Annotated in this window: 15 protein-coding genes, 1 tRNA gene and 1 other RNA gene; 4 read left to right on the top strand and 13 right to left on the bottom strand. The window is 39.4% G+C overall.

All coding sequences use genetic code 11. From position 1 onward, the window contains the following. Positions 1–72: 72 nt before the first annotated feature. The 6 genes from CW745_RS07925 to rpsU form a co-directional block, all read right to left on the bottom strand. The gene (locus CW745_RS07925) at positions 73–747 is read right to left on the bottom strand and encodes a PEP-CTERM sorting domain-containing protein (protein ID WP_101108117.1); all 675 of its coding nucleotides are present in this window, start codon (positions 745–747) and stop codon (positions 73–75) included. Between the two features lie 311 nt (positions 748–1,058). Next, positions 1,059–1,135: transfer RNA gene (locus CW745_RS07930), tRNA-Ile, on the bottom strand. Between the two features lie 153 nt (positions 1,136–1,288). After that, a complete protein-coding gene (rpoD, locus tag CW745_RS07935; RefSeq protein ID WP_101108118.1) occupies positions 1,289–3,142 on the bottom strand; it encodes an RNA polymerase sigma factor RpoD in 1,854 nt (617 codons plus the stop codon). Between the two features lie 85 nt (positions 3,143–3,227). After that, a complete protein-coding gene (gene dnaG / locus CW745_RS07940; protein ID WP_101108119.1) occupies positions 3,228–4,979 on the bottom strand; it encodes a DNA primase in 1,752 nt (583 codons plus the stop codon). 475 nt (positions 4,980–5,454) lie between these two features. Then, a complete protein-coding gene (locus CW745_RS07945) occupies positions 5,455–5,898 on the bottom strand; it encodes a GatB/YqeY domain-containing protein (protein ID WP_101108120.1) in 444 nt (147 codons plus the stop codon). A 25-nt stretch (positions 5,899–5,923) separates the two neighbouring features. After that, positions 5,924–6,139, bottom strand: a complete 216-nt coding sequence (gene rpsU / locus CW745_RS07950; RefSeq protein ID WP_015464331.1) for a 30S ribosomal protein S21 — start codon at positions 6,137–6,139, stop codon at positions 5,924–5,926. Between the two features lie 206 nt (positions 6,140–6,345). Here rpsU and tsaD point away from each other — a divergent pair, with 206 nt between their 5' ends. Both tsaD and CW745_RS07960 read left to right on the top strand, forming a co-directional pair. Then, entirely contained in the window at positions 6,346–7,365 is a 1,020-nt protein-coding gene (tsaD, locus tag CW745_RS07955) for a tRNA (adenosine(37)-N6)-threonylcarbamoyltransferase complex transferase subunit TsaD (protein ID WP_101108121.1), read from the top strand. 64 nt (positions 7,366–7,429) lie between these two features. After that, on the top strand, positions 7,430–8,593 hold the full coding sequence (locus tag CW745_RS07960) for a Wzz/FepE/Etk N-terminal domain-containing protein (RefSeq protein WP_101108122.1): 1,164 nt from the start codon (positions 7,430–7,432) through the stop codon (positions 8,591–8,593). A gap of 71 nt (positions 8,594–8,664) precedes the next feature. On the opposite strand, the gene hemB is transcribed toward CW745_RS07960, so the two are convergent. The 7 genes from hemB to CW745_RS07995 form a co-directional block, all read right to left on the bottom strand. After that, positions 8,665–9,675: a porphobilinogen synthase gene (gene hemB / locus CW745_RS07965; protein WP_101108123.1), complete on the bottom strand. Its 1,011-nt coding sequence runs from the start codon at positions 9,673–9,675 to the stop codon at positions 8,665–8,667. Between the two features lie 20 nt (positions 9,676–9,695). Continuing rightward, positions 9,696–10,475 carry a TatD family hydrolase gene (locus tag CW745_RS07970; RefSeq protein WP_101108124.1) on the bottom strand — a complete coding sequence of 260 codons (780 nt, stop codon included), beginning with the start codon at positions 10,473–10,475 and terminating at the stop codon, positions 9,696–9,698. A gap of 73 nt (positions 10,476–10,548) precedes the next feature. Beyond that, complete coding sequence (serA, locus tag CW745_RS07975; protein ID WP_101108125.1) at positions 10,549–11,778, bottom strand: phosphoglycerate dehydrogenase; 1,230 nt, start codon at positions 11,776–11,778, stop codon at positions 10,549–10,551. 276 nt (positions 11,779–12,054) lie between these two features. Beyond that, a complete protein-coding gene (gene rpiA, locus CW745_RS07980; RefSeq protein WP_101108126.1) occupies positions 12,055–12,711 on the bottom strand; it encodes a ribose-5-phosphate isomerase RpiA in 657 nt (218 codons plus the stop codon). A 76-nt stretch (positions 12,712–12,787) separates the two neighbouring features. Further along, the gene (locus CW745_RS07985; RefSeq protein ID WP_101108127.1) at positions 12,788–13,390 is read right to left on the bottom strand and encodes a 5-formyltetrahydrofolate cyclo-ligase; all 603 of its coding nucleotides are present in this window, start codon (positions 13,388–13,390) and stop codon (positions 12,788–12,790) included. A 97-nt stretch (positions 13,391–13,487) separates the two neighbouring features. Next, positions 13,488–13,671, bottom strand: a non-coding RNA gene (gene ssrS, locus CW745_RS07990) — 6S RNA. Between the two features lie 104 nt (positions 13,672–13,775). Continuing rightward, the gene (locus CW745_RS07995; RefSeq protein WP_101108128.1) at positions 13,776–14,084 is read right to left on the bottom strand and encodes a cell division protein ZapA; all 309 of its coding nucleotides are present in this window, start codon (positions 14,082–14,084) and stop codon (positions 13,776–13,778) included. 144 nt (positions 14,085–14,228) lie between these two features. Between CW745_RS07995 and CW745_RS08000 the strand changes: the two genes are divergently transcribed. Together CW745_RS08000 and pepP are read left to right on the top strand one after the other, a co-directional pair. Continuing rightward, a complete protein-coding gene (locus CW745_RS08000; protein WP_101108129.1) occupies positions 14,229–14,798 on the top strand; it encodes a UPF0149 family protein in 570 nt (189 codons plus the stop codon). Between the two features lie 23 nt (positions 14,799–14,821). Beyond that, positions 14,822–16,126 carry a Xaa-Pro aminopeptidase gene (gene pepP, locus CW745_RS08005; protein ID WP_101108130.1) on the top strand — a complete coding sequence of 435 codons (1,305 nt, stop codon included), beginning with the start codon at positions 14,822–14,824 and terminating at the stop codon, positions 16,124–16,126. Position 16,127: the final 1 nt, after the last annotated feature.

Below are 16,127 nucleotides of genomic sequence, written 5' to 3' on the forward strand. Positions count from 1 at the left end.
TATTTTGAAAACAGGGTAATGAAGTTAATGATTAAAACTATCTGAGTAATCGTATTTGGTTAATACAATCGCTTAGCGACGTGCTTGACGACGAAAGCGCAGGCCGATTAAGGCTAATGCGAAGATAGCTAGGGTTGCAGGTGCAGAGACAGTGCTACGCACAAGCATGGTGCTGCGCTGTTCATAGGACCTGTTAAGGTTAGAATCGTAATTATTGTTATCATAAATGTATGCAATATCATTTCGGTTAAGGTCATAATAACTACCTGTAAATTCTTGTTTATATACGTAACTTAACCCGTTATTGCCTGCAAACCAAGCAAGGTTATAATTATACTCGTATGGTGTACCTATGTTATAAGCTATATTACTACCCATCGCATCAAAGGTCTCGCTAAACACACTGCCACTTACTCCATAACCATCACTAACATAAAGTTGCCCTGTTCCGGAGTGATTGGCATTTTCATCGCTTGCACCTAAGCCTAAAAATGCATTAGCCCACATTGTGTACACTTGCTCTTTGCTGGCCAGTGCCCAACCTTGATATTGACCACCTTGGCCGAGTTGTGAAGCCACGTAGTTATAGCTTTGGCCATTATTAATACCAAAGTCCATCCACTCCAAACCCGTTGAGGTGTCGATAAAGCTATCATTATTGGTATCGGTTATCACACCCGCACTAGCGCTGAATGCAATAAATAAAGTCAAAGCGCTTAACGCAGTGGTTAACATTTTTAATGTCATAAAATATCCTTATTTATTTTTATTATTTCAATTTAAGTTGTTTATTGTAGAAACCCATTTTTAAAGTGAAGCTTATGCTGATGGCTATATGCTATAGCGCTTTACACTGTAAAACTGAGTTAAGAGCAATATTTATGCCATAAAAATTATCAAGAATAATTTCAGCAGTTTATAAAGTGCGCTTACTTTTAAGGTGTTATTAAAGTTTTCTTGTGTAAATTTACTCGACGCTTTTAAAAAAGAGGGGGTAGAACTATTGCAGGCATTAAAAAAGCCGTAGTAGAAGTTAATCTATTACGGCTTTTAGAATGTGGTGGCCCCTCCCCGACTTGAACGGGGGACCTGACGATTATGAGTCGTATGCTCTAACCAACTGAGCTAAGGGGCCAAATTTGAGTTGCGATTATATAAGCTAGTCATTTTGCTGTCTAGCTTATGATTCGCTGTTTGCTGTTTTATTCAGCATAGTTCGCAAAATAATCTCGTAAAAACAAAAAACGCCTACCGAAGTAAGCGTTTTAAAGTTCAAAGACTCGTTAAATTACTCATCTAGGAAGCTACGTAATTGTTCGCTTCGACTTGGATGGCGTAGTTTACGTAATGCTTTCGCTTCGATTTGACGAATACGCTCACGGGTTACATCGAACTGTTTGCCAACTTCTTCAAGCGTATGGTCTGTATTCATATCGATACCAAAACGCATGCGTAATACTTTCGCTTCACGCGCTGTTAACCCTTCTAATACATCATTGGTTGCATTTTTAAGGCTTTCACTGGTTGCGCAATCAACTGGTAGTGCAATTGTTGTATCTTCAATAAAGTCGCCTAAGTGTGAGTCTTCATCATCACCGATAGGGGTTTCCATTGAGATTGGCTCTTTGGCTATTTTTAGTACCTTACGGATTTTATCCTCTGGCATCATCATACGCTCAGCAAGTTCTTCAGGCTGTGGCTCTCGACCCATTTCCTGTAGCATTTGACGTGAAATACGATTCAATTTATTGATCGTTTCAATCATGTGCACTGGAATACGAATAGTACGTGCTTGGTCAGCGATTGAACGAGTGATCGCTTGACGAATCCACCATGTTGCGTAGGTAGAGAATTTATAACCACGACGGTATTCAAATTTATCTACTGCTTTCATTAGACCGATGTTACCTTCTTGGATAAGATCTAAGAATTGTAAACCACGGTTGGTGTATTTTTTAGCAATCGAGATAACTAGACGTAAGTTCGCTTCTACCATCTCTTTTTTCGCGCGACGAGCTTTAGCTTCACCTACGCTCATATTGCGAGAGATCTCTTTTAAATTCGCAATAGTAAGCGCTGTTTCTGCTTCAACATTAATCATTTTACGAATACAGCGACGTAAATCTTCATCAAATTCTTTAATACGTGTCGCATAATCTGCTTCTGTTGCATAAATAGCATCTAGCCATGCTTCATTGGTTTCATTACCTTTGAATAGACTGATAAATGCTTTTTTAGGCATTTTATTTTGTTCAACACATATTTTTAATACTAAACGTTCTTGGGTGCGCACTGTATTCATTGATGCACGAATTGCTTTAACCATACGGTCAAACTGTTTAGGAATTAATTTAAATTGCTGGAAGAATTCTGCTTGCTCAGAAATTGCTAAACGAGTTTCTGCATGCGCACGTCCATTCTTAGCAATGGAATCTTCTACTATTTTATTGAGCTTGCGTAACTCAGCAAACTTCTCGGCAGACTCTTCTGGACAAGGACCTTTAGGGCCTTCATCTTCATCTTCAACCTCAACGGCGACATCGTCGTCTTGATCTTCTTCTTTAAGTTGAGTGTCAGTTAGTTCTGAACCGATATGTGTTGCGCTAACTGCTTGAGTCATCTCATCATTAGGATCAACAAAACCACTGATCATATCAGTTAGTTTCATCTCTTCGGCTTCGTAGCTATCCCAGTTGTCTAATAAGCCGGTAATTGTTGCAGGATATTCAGATACTGAGTTTTGTACCTCTTTGATTCCTTCTTCGATACGTTTAGCGATAACAATCTCACCTTCACGCGTCAGAAGTTCTACAGTACCCATTTCACGCATGTACATGCGGACAGGATCTGTAGTGCGGCCAATTTCAGATTCAACTGTCGCCAATACTTGTGCAGCAGCTTCTACTGCGTCTTCGTCTGCCGTATCGCTACTTTCTTCACCTAAGCTGATTTCATCTGCATCGGGTACTGTTTCGTATACTTTAATGCCCATATCACCAATCATTTGGATGATATCTTCAATTTGTTCTGGCTCAAAGATGTCTTGTGGTAAGTGATCGTTAACTTCGGCGTAGGTTAAAAAGCCTTTTTCTTTACCTTTGATAATAAGCTCTTTGAGCTGTGACTGAGGTGTTTGAGCCATAGATACCGTCCAAAATAGAGAGATAATATAGAAAAAAATGCAAGCGCCAGATTATACGCCTTAAAAGTATTTTTTTCCAGTTTGATTAATTTTGTTTTTGCTCACTAAGCAGTATGGCAAGTTGTTGTGTTTCTTGCGTTGTTAATGCTTCATTTGAGCGTGCTTTTTGTTTTAAATATTCAATTTCATTGTTTAGGTGGAGGTTGAGAAATCGCTCTAAAATATCGAGAAAAAGATCTTCATATTTGTCTTCCTGCACATCATTTTGCCATACGGCTAATTGATTCAATTGCTTGCTTTCTGGTGTTTCTCGCCAATGTTCAAGTAACTGACCTGTAGTTATATTGGGATTCACTCGGCAAATATCAAGGAGTGAATTTAATAAATTTAGCCCTGGGAGCTGAATTTCTTTAAATTCAGGGAATTCAGGTAGCCCATAAGCGATATTTGGGTGTTGCAAGAGGATAGAGATCGCTAAACGCATTGGTGTGGTTTTGTTTTTTACGGTTTTTTTCTCATCTCCTTGCTCTTTTGGTAATAGTTTTTGTAGTCCTTCTAACTCAATACCAAGCAGTTTAGTTAAACGTTCTTCCATCATTTGTCTAAAAATAGAGGTATTTAAACGGCTGATTAATGGAATAGCTAATTGTGCAAGTTTTGTTTTACTGTCACTGCTGCTCATATCAACCTGCGCTAGCAGTTGTTGAAATAAAAAATCCGAAAGTGGTAGGGATTGGCCTATTAAGCGTTCAAAGCTTTCTTTTCCCTCTTTTTGCACAAAACTGTCTGGATCTTCACCATCAGCTAAAAACATAAAACGTAGTGTGCGTCCATCTTGAATATAGGGTAGGGCATTTTCTAGTGCTCGCCAAGCTGCGGTACGCCCGGCTTTATCGCCATCAAAACAACACACAATTTCACTGCTATGTCGAAACAGGGTATGAATATGATCTGGCGTGGTCGCAGTGCCTAATGAAGCAACAGCATAATCGATACCATACTGCCAGAGTGCGACAACATCCATATACCCTTCAACAACAAGAATACGCTCAATATCTTTGTGTGCTTGTTTTACTTGATATAACCCGTATAACTCTTTTCCTTTATGGAAAAGTGGGGTTTCTGGTGAGTTTAAATATTTAGGCTCTTGATTATCAAAAACACGCCCACCAAAGCCAACAACTCTACCTCTACGGTCAAGAATTGGAAACATTAAGCGATCATTGAAGAAGTCATAACTGCCACCACTATCACGCAGTTTGATCATTCCAGCTTCTTGTAGTTGCTTATTTGTTTCAGTTGATCGAGAGAAACGTTTACAAATATTGTCCCAGCCTTCTGGAGCATAACCGATTTTGAAGTGTTTTGCCGTTTCGCCTGTTAATCCTCTTGCTTTAAGGTAACTAATTACTTTTTCGCTGTTTTTATGCTGTAACAATTGCTGTTGGTAATATTTGGCGATGTCATCCATCAGCAAGTATGAGTCTTTTCGGTCTATATAGGGCGCAGGCTTTCCGCCACTTTGAATGGATGCTTCTCTTGGTACTTCTAAGCCAAGTTGACCTGCTAGGGTTTCGATAGCATCTACAAACTCTAAGCCCTCATATTCCATAACAAAGGTCAGGGCATTGCCACTGGCTCCACAGTTAAAACAGTGATAGAACTGTTGTTTATCATTAACCGAAAAACTGCTGTCATTGTTACCATTATGAAAAGGGCAACGTGCGCGATACCCTCCCCCTTTTTTTTTCAGCTTTACTTGGCTATCGATTAGTTCAACGATATCTGTTCGTGCAATAAGATCATCGATAAAATTTTGTGGAATACGTCCAGCCATTAAAGAACCTTAAACTTGTATATGTAAAAAGAGAGAGTTTAAATTAGTGAACACAGCCATTGTAGTGTTATTTCACTACGCAGATAACGATTTAATCGATCAATTTTGTTCAGTTTGCAAGGTGTAAAGCTTATTCGCTTATTATACCAAACGAGATAAATAGCTGATCTATTTTACGGGTCAAAGCAACTTACCTCTTCGTTGAAACTTTCGTAAAAGGGAACAACCATTTACGTCAAGTTTAGCCTTGAGTTAAGTCACTTTTGCTACGAAAAATTTAGATCACAGACTTAATTCTATTGGTATTAGTCAAAATAAGTGAATACATTGAATCTGATCATTTTGTTTTTTGTGTTAAAAATATCGACCGTGATTATTGGCTCGCAAAACTTGACTGGCTTCATTTTTTAAAGACAAAAAAGCCCCAAACTTATCGCTAAGAGTGGGGCTTTTCTAATTCAAAACAGCGCTTGGTTTAAACTAAGCTAGCTCTTACGAGTGCGCTTACTTCGCCCATATCCGCTCGTCCTGAAATATCCTTTTTGAGTACGCCCATCACTTTACCCATGTCTTGCATGCCACTTGCTCCTGTTGACGCGATAGCTTGCTCGATTAAAGCTTTCACTTCATCAGAGGTAAGTGGTTGGGGCAGAAACTCTTGCAAGATAGCAAGTTCTGTCTTTTCAACATCAGCAAGATCAGCGCGACCTGCTTTTTCAAATTGAGTGATTGAATCTTTACGCTGTTTCACCGATTTAATCACAACAGCCGTCACTGCGTCATTATCTAGTTCAATGCGTTCATCAATTTCAATTTGTTTGATCGCAGCAAGCAACATACGGATTGTACTCAAACGAGGTTTATCCTTCGCTCGCATCGCGAGTATTTGTTGCTCTTTTAATTTTGCTTTTAAAGACATAATTAACCTTTTCTAAATCAATTGATTAGTAAAGGCGAACGCGGCGTGCGTTTTCACGAGAAAGTTTTTTCAAGTGACGTTTAACTGCTGCTGCTTTAGCGCGTTTACGTACTGTAGTTGGTTTCTCAAAGTACTCACGTTTGCGAGTTTCAGCTAAGATACCTGCTTTTTCACAAGAACGTTTAAAACGACGAAGTGCTACGTCAAATGGTTCGTTTTCACGAAGTTTAATTACTGGCATGTGCCTATTACCTTTATAGTTACGGTCGTAAAGCGACCAATGCATTTAAAATGGTGCGAGATTTTAATCCTATTTAGGGGGGAAAGTAAAGGATTACCGTAGTTAATTTACTTAAATACAATAAAAGTTTTGTGAAAGCCTTAATTGATACGAAAAAACAGGTAAACTACGCTTTTTTATTAACCTTCAAAAAGGAACGGCTCGCTATGCGAATTTTAGGCATCGAAACATCCTGTGATGAAACAGGCATTGCGATTTATGATGACCAATTAGGGCTACTTTCACATCAACTATATAGCCAAGTAGCGCTACATGCTGACTATGGTGGTGTTGTCCCAGAACTTGCTTCTCGCGACCATGTTCGAAAAACGATTCCGTTAATTAAAGAAGCATTAGCGCAAGCTAATTGCACTAAAGATGATATCGATGCAATCGCTTTTACCGCTGGGCCTGGCTTGGTCGGCGCTTTATTAGTCGGTTCATGCATTGGGCGTAGCTTGGCCTTTGCTTGGGGAAAGCCTGCTATTGCTGTACACCATATGGAAGGGCACCTACTTGCGCCGATGCTTGAAGATAATAAACCTGAATTCCCATTTTTAGCGTTGCTTGTATCTGGTGGTCATACTCTCATGGTACAGGTAGATAATATTGGTGAATACACTGTTTTAGGTGAAAGTATTGATGATGCTGCAGGCGAAGCTTTTGATAAAACGGCAAAGCTGTTAGGCCTTGATTACCCGGGTGGACCGCGCTTGGCTAAAATGGCAGAAAAAGGTGTCGCAGAGCGCTTTGTTTTTCCGCGTCCGATGACCAATAAACCCGGTCTAGATTTTAGTTTTAGTGGATTAAAAACGGCAACAGCGATCACGATAGCTCAGGAGGGAGATGATCCGCAAACACAGGCAGATATTGCACGTGCATTCCAAGATGCGGTAATTGATACTATCGCTATTAAATGTAAGCGTGCTCTTAAGCAGACGGGATTAAAACGCCTTGTTGTTGCTGGTGGAGTGAGCGCGAATACCTCTTTACGTGAACAATTAGCTATTTTAATGAAAAACAATGGAGGAGAAGCATTTTACCCGCGTAATGAGTTCTGTACCGATAATGGTGCAATGATCGCCTATGCGGGCATGCAACGTTTAAAAGCAGGGCAGTTTGAGCCTTTAGCGATTAAGGCAAAACCACGCTGGCCATTAGAGACACTAATCAGTGTTTCCACTTAAAAATTTGGTATAATAAGCATCAATTTTTTAGCTCTTAATATCTCTAAAGGGAAATATTTTTCAAATGAAAGATGATAAACAACTTAACACAGCTACACCTTACACAAATAATGTAGGTGTTTACCAGCACCCATACAAAGACGATGAAATTGATTTACGTGAGTTAATTAAGGTGATTTGGGATTATAAGTGGTTCACCGCTTTGATGTGTACCATTGCCATCATCGGCTCGGTTCTCTATGCGTTGAATGCGCAAGAGTGGTGGGTGTCAAAAGCCAAAGTTGTTGAGCCACAGTTAAATGATGTAGTGACATTGTACTCGCAGAGTAAGCAGGTAGGCGCTATTTTGAATGCTTCAAATAGTGGCACTAATCGAAATGAGATTAAAGAATTTTTGGGGCTTTTTGAGCCTGAAACTTTGTTTTCAATATTTACAGACTCTTTTAATTCATCATTAAATAAAAAGTTATTCTTAGTAAAGAATGAAACTTTTAACGAGTATTTAGCATCCAAAAACGTTGCGATCCCAACCGATGAGTTAACTGCAGAAAATCAATTAATTCGCGAAGCTTACCGTAAAGTTTTAAATGAATGGATGGCAAGCATTAGTGCTTCGCTTGATGCTAAATCGGGAGAGTTGACTCTCTCCTTTCGTAGTAATACCAAATCATCCTCTGCAAAACTTTTGAATGATTATATCGATTTTGTTAGTAAAGATGTAAAAGAGAACCAGTTTGATAAATTCCTCATCTTTGTCGATTCATCGAAGAAAGACTTAAGCGTATCTATTGATATTACTAAGAAAAGAGTAGAACAATCATTAGCGTTAATGTTAAAAAAGACAGAATATGCCTATCAAATTGCTTCACAGGCTGAGTTAGTGGATTATCAAACAAACCTTAATCCCAATAAAGAGCTGTTTGAGATAAATCTGGGTGAGAAAGCATTAAAAGCGAAAGTAGCTGTTTTAAAATCTATTACGGATTTGAGCTTAATCGATTCAAGTATTTCAGAGAAGCAGATCACTTTAGATTCATTAAATCAATTACAGTTTAGTGATGAGCGTTCTTTTTCACCTTTTCGCTATTTAGAAATTGTAGAGCCACCATTGGCGCGTGCTGCCCCTAAACGTGCTTTAATTGTTATTTTAGCGACGTTGTTAGCAGGAATGCTCTCTATTTTTATTGCACTGGTTCATTACTTTTTAACTAAAAAAGAGAATGATTAACTCGATAGTTATTACCCATAAAACAATAAACCCGCATTAAGCGGGTTTATTGTTTTATGGGGGGAATTATTTTATTTTTTTTCTTCTTTTAACCAAACTGCAACTTGCTTGGCAAAGTAGGTTAATACGCCGTTTGCGCCGGCACGCTTAAAGCACAGTAACGATTCCATGACACACTCTTTCTCCTTTAACCATCCATTATCAATGGCCGCTTTATGCATCGCATATTCACCACTGACCTGATAGGCAAAGGTCGGTACTTGTAGTTCTGTTTTAACGCGACGTACTATGTCTAAGTAGGGCATACCGGGTTTAACCATCACCATATCAGCTCCCTCTTCAATATCTAAGGCAACTTCATGTATTGCTTCGTCGCTGTTGGCGGGATCCATTTGGTAAGTAGATTTATTACCCCCTTTTAAATTACTCGCACTGCCTACGGCATCACGGAATGGGCCATAGTAGTTAGAGGCGTATTTAGCACTGTAGGCCATAATTTGGGTATTAATGTAACCTGCATTTTCTAACGCTTCACGTATCGCCCCTATACGCCCATCCATCATATCAGAAGGGGCGACAATATCTGCACCAGCTTGTGCGTGTGACAGTGCTTGTTTGACTAAAACTTCTGTAGTGATGTCATTAAGTACATAGCCTTCACTGTCGATAATGCCATCCTGACCGTGCGTTGTGAATGGGTCGAGTGCAACATCGGTTATCACACCAAGTTCAGGACATGCTTCTTTGATGCGCATAACTGCACGTTGTGCAAGACCATCTGGGTTATAAGCTTCTTCCGCCATTTCTGTTTTTATTTCATCGGGTGTTACCGGAAACAATGCCACTGCAGGAATGCCAAGTGCGCTTAACTCAATACACTCTTCAATCAATAAATCTAATGATAAACGTTCGATACCGGGCATAGAAGGTATTGCTTCACGTCTATTTGTGCCTTCTAAAACGAACATCGGATAGATTAAGTCATTAACTGATAATTGATTTTCTGCAACAAGTCGACGCGAGAAATCATGTTTGCGTAGGCGGCGTAAACGACGAGCAGGAAATCGTTGTGAGATGGGCATGGTCAATCCTTTATATTGGGTTAAATTTTAAAAAATAGTTTACTGTTTTGCTCTGTCTGTTGCACTAACTGTTTCAGTGATTCTCCTCGAGCATTAGCAATTGCCTGCGCAATATAGGGAAGGTATTTAGGTTCGTTACGACTGGATTTTGGCTTAGGGCGCATCGATCGTGGTAACAAATAAGGGGCATCTGTTTCAATCATTAATCGCTCAGCAGGGATCAGCTTAACCAGATCGATAAGGTCAATGCCTCTGCGTTCATCACAGATCCATCCGGTAATACCAATATGTAGATCAAGTGCTAGGCAAGCTTCTAAATCAGCTTGAGAACCGGTAAAGCAATGTAGCACTGCATTAGGCAATTGCGATATATAGGGCTTGAGGAGCGTAATAAAACGCTGGTTAGCATCTCGTTCATGCATGAAAACGGGTAATTGTAACTCCACTGCTAATTCAAGTTGTTGCACAAATGCATGCTCTTGCTCTGCTGGGGTTGAAAAATTACGATTAAAATCAAGGCCACATTCTCCAATTGCTTTAACGCAAGAATTGCTCGCTAAAAGGCGAAGATGGGCAAGGCTTTGGGTATCAAAAGTACTCGCATCATGGGGGTGTATTCCAGCTGTACAAAAAAGGTAATCTGGATAGTGGCGACAAAGTGTCAGCGCTTGTTGGCTTTCCTGTATTGACGTCCCAGTAACCATTAGTGCATTAACACCAGCTTGTTTTGCATTAGTGATGACTTGATCTAGGTCTTTATTAAAACGTTTGTTAGTGAGGTTTATACCAATATCAATCATTTTGGGGGGTCCTAGGCGCTATAAAAAAGGGGTAAATAGTTAGACTATTTACCCCTAATAAAAGCATGGGCGATTAGTTAAGTAGACGCGCTCGAATGGTGCCTTCAATTTCTTTAAGTTTAAGCAGTGCAGAATCTGCATCTTCACTGTTTACATCGATTACTACATAACCGATATTTTCATTCGTCTGAAGGTATTGCGCTGCAATGTTAATATTCCCCTCTGCAAAGGCAAGGTTGATCTTAGTTAAGATACCTGGCTGATTGCGGTGAATATGTAATAGGCGACTTGCATTTGCGTGGCCTGGTAATGAAACTTCTGGGAAGTTTTTAGATGACAGTGTTGAGCCGTTATCAGAGTATTTAACTAACTTGCCAGCAACTTCGTAACCAATGTTTTCCTGTGCTTCTTGGGTGCTCCCACCAACATGCGGTGTAAGGATAACATTATCAAACTTACGCAGTGGAGACTCAAACTCTTCATTGTTTGATTTTGGCTCTACAGGGAATACATCAATTGCCGCTCCAGAAAGTTTTTTGCTTTCAAGTGCATCACATAGTGCTGGAATATCAACCACCGTTCCACGTGCTGCATTCATGAAGATCGCACCATCTTTCATTTGTGCAAACTCTTTTGCACCCATCATGTTTTTAGTTGAAGGTAACTCTGGTACATGAAGGCTAACTACATCTGATTGAGCTAACAGTTCTTCCATGCTTGCAATTTGAGTTGCATTACCTAGCGTTAATTTATTTTCAATATCATAGAAATAAACACGGAAGCCTAAGTTTTCAGCCAGAATGCCGAATTGCGTACCGATATGACCGTAACCGATAATACCTAAGTTTTTGCCACGGGCTTCGTAAGAGCCTGTTGCTGATTTATCCCATTCACCACGGTGTGCTTTTGCATTACGCTCTGGTACGCCACGTAATAAAAGTAAAGCTTGGCCTAGTACTAACTCTGCTACACTTCGTGTATTTGAAAATGGTGCATTAAATACAGCGACACCTTTTGCTTGTGCTGCTTCTAAATCTACTTGGTTAGTCCCTATACAGAAACATCCAATGCCAACAAGTTTTTCAGCTGCCGCTAATACTTTTGCATTTAAGTTTGAGCGACTACGAATACCTACAAAATGAACATCTTTAATTTTCTCAATGAGATCTTCTTCGCTTAGGGATGTTTTGATGCTTTCAATGTTGGTGTAACCAGCTGCTGTGAAAGTATCGACTGAGCTTTGGTGTAAGCCTTCTAAAAGAAGGATTTTGATTTTATCTTTGTTGAGTGAAAATTGAGTCATTTCTAGTTCCTTGCTCTCTGTGTCGACAGAGTAAATAGACAAACAATAATAATATAAAAAGTGGGTGAATAATTTTAGTGTGCTTAAAATAGCAAAAACAGTGGCAATTTAAAACGAATGTTGGTTTTTTCGTATAGAAAAAAATAGCACTAGTTATGCCTTTTCTGATCAATAAAATGTGTCTTTAGAAAACATTCTTGTCGCCCCTATATTTCACTGAAATAAAGGGGTAACACATTAATTTTATTAACACTTTGTTGATCTGGCACAAAACATTTATTGTAGTGTTTTAACACCATCTTCAGCGCCAACAAGTACAACATCAGCTGCACGGTTAGCAAATAAACCATTAGTGACAACACCAACAATGGCATTAATTTGTGCTTCCAATTTCAGTGGCTCAGCAATTTGCATATTGTGTACGTCAAGAATGATATTGCCATTATCGGTAACAACACCCTCACGATAAACGGGATCTCCGCCTAGTTTCACTAATTCGCGTGCAACATAACTACGTGCCATTGGGATGACTTCAACCGGTAATGGGAATTCACCTAATACATCAACATTTTTTGTGTCATCAACAATACAGATAAACTTATCAGCGACAGCTGCAACGATTTTTTCACGTGTTAGCGCTGCACCTCCACCTTTAATCATGTGGTTATAAGAATTAATTTCATCTGCGCCATCGACATAAACGCTTAACTCAGAAACTGAATTAAGGTCAAATACTTCAATACCATACTCTTTGAGCTTTAATGTTGAGGCTTCAGAGCTTGAAACTGCACCTTCGATATCATTTTTCATTGTTGCTAATGCATCAATGAAATGGTTAACCGTTGAACCCGTACCAACGCCAACAATGCTATCTTGTTCTACGTATTCTAGGGCTGCATAAGCGGCTGCTTTTTTCTTGTCATCTTGAGTCATGGGATTTTATCCTGAAGTGGGCGCTAAAAGTGCGCTGATTATAACGTGTAACCGCTAAATCAGCACATAAATTCTGCTATTTTTTTGCAATAAACAGGTGTCGTTTTGCAGGGGTAATTATTTCTTGAAGCGGAATATCCCAAGACTCTATGGGTAATTGGTCGACATATTGGCAATCATGTGCGAGGCCAATAGGGTAAGGGCCAGTTTGTTGTTCAAACCAAGGTGCTAGTGTTCTATCGTAATAACCGCCTCCCATTCCAATGCGATTTCCTTGTTTATCAAAGGCGACTAAAGGGGTAAACAGGAGATCAAGTTCTTTGACAGGGCATATTTGTTGTTGGTTTAGTTTAGGCTCAATGATGCCATATTGGTTATTAGTCATCTCTGTTGTCGAAGTGTAATGCAAAAATAGAAGGTTCCCTTTGCTAAAAGGGTGAACAACAGGCAGGTAGACCTGTTTATTGTTTTTCCAGCACCAATCAATGAAAGAGCGAGTATCTATTTCACCATCAAAGGCGAGCGAAATCGCAATTCTACTTGCTTCTTTTACTTTTTCTAATTTCGTCAAACGTTGTAACAGAGCCTCAGATGCGGATAGCTGTTGCTCATTAGATAATGCGCGTCTAGTAGCGCGAATTTGTTGGCGAATTAGATTGCGATTTTCCGTATTGTCCATATTTTACACTTATTTAGAGAGAGCATAAAAGAGTAACATGGGATGACAATAGGAATGAAGGGGATTGTGTTGATAGAGCAGTTAAAAAATTGAAGTAAGTAACCCAAGGGTATCGTTATTGACTTTGACCTTGAACCCGAAGGTCAAGGTTGGTGTCTCAGTGTTTGCCGTAGGCTTCTCGATACGAGCCGAGCTTGCTCAATAGCATTCATGCCAAGTCACCGGGGTATTGCTTATCGGCTCAGGGACTTAGTCAAGATTAGCGTATACCCGAGGGTTAAAATAACTGTACGCCTGTTTAATCGATTTTTAAAGTTTTTTTTAAAATAAAGGAAATATCTTGATTTGAGATTGAGCTGATTTTTATGAAAGTAATAATAACGTATTAATTTTGTTCGTTATCTTCATCTTTGGGGCGCAGAGCTTGTTCAATCGAATCTTGAAGTGTCTGAATGCGTTGGTTAAGCTCTAAGGTATATTGCTCATTCTTTATTTTCTCAACATTTAACTGATGGCAGTAGTTTAAAGCAGCCATGACAATGAGTTGCTCATTACGGCGGCCAGGGGCGCTTTGTTTCATGCTTTTTAATTTTTCATTAAATTGCTTTACAGATTGCGCTAAATTTTCCTCTTCACCATCTGGACAGCCCATTTTGTATTGCTGTCCTAAAATAGAGATATCAAGATGTGCCATAACCAACCCGTGTTAGAAAATAAGTAGAAAAAAATAGGCTTTAATATAGCTAGCTAGGCAACAACTTTCAAGTAATTACTAGCGACAATAGCCTCGGAATAGTAGTATTCTGTGTATTGTTATTAAATATATAGAGTATTGCTGATGAGTATCGAACCCATACCAAGTTTTGGTCAAATAACAGAAATTTTAGAAGACGCTGAGTTATTTACGACACCTTCGGAATTACACGGCATATTGTCAGGCTTTATTTGTGGCGGTATTAACTTAGACTCAAAAAGTTGGATGGCGCACCTAAACGACGTTATTAACGAAGGCATGGGGTTACCAAGTAAAGCAAAGAAATTAGCTAATAAACTTCATGCAGATGTCGTTAACCAAGTTACCGATGATGGTTTAGGTTACGTGTTATTACTGCCTGATGATGATAAACCTCTCGATGATCGTTGCGATGCAATGTCACAGTGGGCACAAGGTTTTTTAGTCGGGTTTGGTATGGTACAACCCCGGTTAAATCAAGCATCACAAGAGGTTCAAGAATTAATTAAAGATGTACGTGATATCTCACAGGTTAGTTTAGACTTTGAACAGGAAGATGAAGAGTCTGAAATTGCATACGCAGAAATTGTTGAATACCTGCGTATTGGTGCGATGCTTTGCTTTAATCACTTCTCTCGTAAACCAGATGTACCGACTTCAAAAACAATTCATTAAACAATTAAATAATAAGTGACGTTATGAGCAATCTATTCCAACAGCGTAGAACACAATTTTTTAATATGATGCAGCCAAATAGCATGGCTATTTTCCCTGCAGCCCAAGAAACGGTTCGCAATAATGATTGTGAATATCCATTTCGTCAAAACAGCGATTTTTATTATTTAACTGGCTTTGCTGAACCCGATGCTATGTTGATGTTAATTAAAAGATCCGATAAACAATTAGCGATTTTGTTTAATCGTGAAAAAGATAAAGCGGCAGAAATCTGGCATGGCTATCGCTTAGGTCAAAGTGCGGCGGTGGCAAAGTTGATGTTTGATGAAGCTTATCAGATTGAGCAATTCGACCATCACTTAACTGCGTTATTAGATGGTATCGAGACTCTTTATTATCCGATGTTTAAATCGCCTGCTTTGGATAAAAGTATTGGTCTTGCGGTTAATCAATTGCGTGCAGATAAACGCAAAGGTTTCGTCGCACCGACGTATTACTCTGATTGCCTGCCGATTGTGCATGAAATGCGCTTGTTTAAATCAGAAGAGGAGGTTGCATTACTTGCTGAGGCCGCTGAAATTTCTGCTGCTGGCCATATTCGAGCGATGCAAACATGCCATTCTGGTATGTGGGAATATCAATTAGAAGGCGAAATAAAACACGAATTTGCATTGCAAGGAACAAGAGAAGTTGCTTATAACAGTATTGTTGCTGGTGGGAATAATGCTTGTATTTTACATTACACCAATAACGATAAGCAGTTACGCAGTGGCGAATTAGTATTGATAGATGCTGGCGCTGAATATCAAGGTTATGCAGGTGATATTACGCGTACTTTTCCAGTTAATGGTAAGTTCAGCGAACATCAAGCGATATTATATCAACTAGTACTTGATATACAGGTTGCTGCTATCAACCAAGTGAAACCGGGTGTGGCAATGCTCGATATTAATAAAAAGGTCGTTGAAAAATTAGTTGATGGTTTGTTGGATCTCGGACTGATGAAGGGCGACCGTAATACCTTAATAGAAGATGAAAGCTATAAAGATTTCTATATGCATGGTATTGGCCATTATTTAGGGCTTGATGTGCATGATGTTGGTGACTACGGAACGCTTGAGTCGCCTCGTGTGCTTGAGGTCGGTATGGCGATTACGATTGAACCCGGTCTCTATGTGAGTGAAGATGCTGACGTTGATGATTGTTGGAAAGGTATTGGTATTCGCATCGAAGATGATTTAGTGGTTACCGCACATGGTGCTGACGTATTAAGTGCTGATGTTCCTAAAACTATCGGTGAGATAGAAGCGCTCATGGCGGATGCTTAGC

The sequence above is a fragment of the Psychromonas sp. psych-6C06 genome (genome assembly GCF_002835465.1).
GTDB lineage: Bacteria > Pseudomonadota > Gammaproteobacteria > Enterobacterales > Psychromonadaceae > Psychromonas.

What these genes read in the sequence shown, in the direction of transcription:
- CW745_RS07925 (WP_101108117.1), bottom strand. Translation starts at nt 747, where the DNA reads ATGACATTAAAAATGTTAACCACTGCGTTAAGCGCTTTGACTTTATTT.
- rpoD (WP_101108118.1), bottom strand. Translation starts at nt 3,142, where the DNA reads ATGGCTCAAACACCTCAGTCACAGCTCAAAGAGCTTATTATCAAAGGT.
- dnaG (WP_101108119.1), bottom strand. Translation starts at nt 4,979, where the DNA reads ATGGCTGGACGTATTCCACAAAATTTTATCGATGATCTTATTGCACGA.
- CW745_RS07945 (WP_101108120.1), bottom strand. Translation starts at nt 5,898, where the DNA reads ATGTCTTTAAAAGCAAAATTAAAAGAGCAACAAATACTCGCGATGCGA.
- rpsU (WP_015464331.1), bottom strand. Translation starts at nt 6,139, where the DNA reads ATGCCAGTAATTAAACTTCGTGAAAACGAACCATTTGACGTAGCACTT.
- tsaD (WP_101108121.1), top strand. Translation starts at nt 6,346, where the DNA reads ATGCGAATTTTAGGCATCGAAACATCCTGTGATGAAACAGGCATTGCG.
- CW745_RS07960 (WP_101108122.1), top strand. Translation starts at nt 7,430, where the DNA reads ATGAAAGATGATAAACAACTTAACACAGCTACACCTTACACAAATAAT.
- hemB (WP_101108123.1), bottom strand. Translation starts at nt 9,675, where the DNA reads ATGCCCATCTCACAACGATTTCCTGCTCGTCGTTTACGCCGCCTACGC.
- CW745_RS07970 (WP_101108124.1), bottom strand. Translation starts at nt 10,475, where the DNA reads ATGATTGATATTGGTATAAACCTCACTAACAAACGTTTTAATAAAGAC.
- serA (WP_101108125.1), bottom strand. Translation starts at nt 11,778, where the DNA reads ATGACTCAATTTTCACTCAACAAAGATAAAATCAAAATCCTTCTTTTA.
- rpiA (WP_101108126.1), bottom strand. Translation starts at nt 12,711, where the DNA reads ATGACTCAAGATGACAAGAAAAAAGCAGCCGCTTATGCAGCCCTAGAA.
- CW745_RS07985 (WP_101108127.1), bottom strand. Translation starts at nt 13,390, where the DNA reads ATGGACAATACGGAAAATCGCAATCTAATTCGCCAACAAATTCGCGCT.
- CW745_RS07995 (WP_101108128.1), bottom strand. Translation starts at nt 14,084, where the DNA reads ATGGCACATCTTGATATCTCTATTTTAGGACAGCAATACAAAATGGGC.
- CW745_RS08000 (WP_101108129.1), top strand. Translation starts at nt 14,229, where the DNA reads ATGAGTATCGAACCCATACCAAGTTTTGGTCAAATAACAGAAATTTTA.
- pepP (WP_101108130.1), top strand. Translation starts at nt 14,822, where the DNA reads ATGAGCAATCTATTCCAACAGCGTAGAACACAATTTTTTAATATGATG.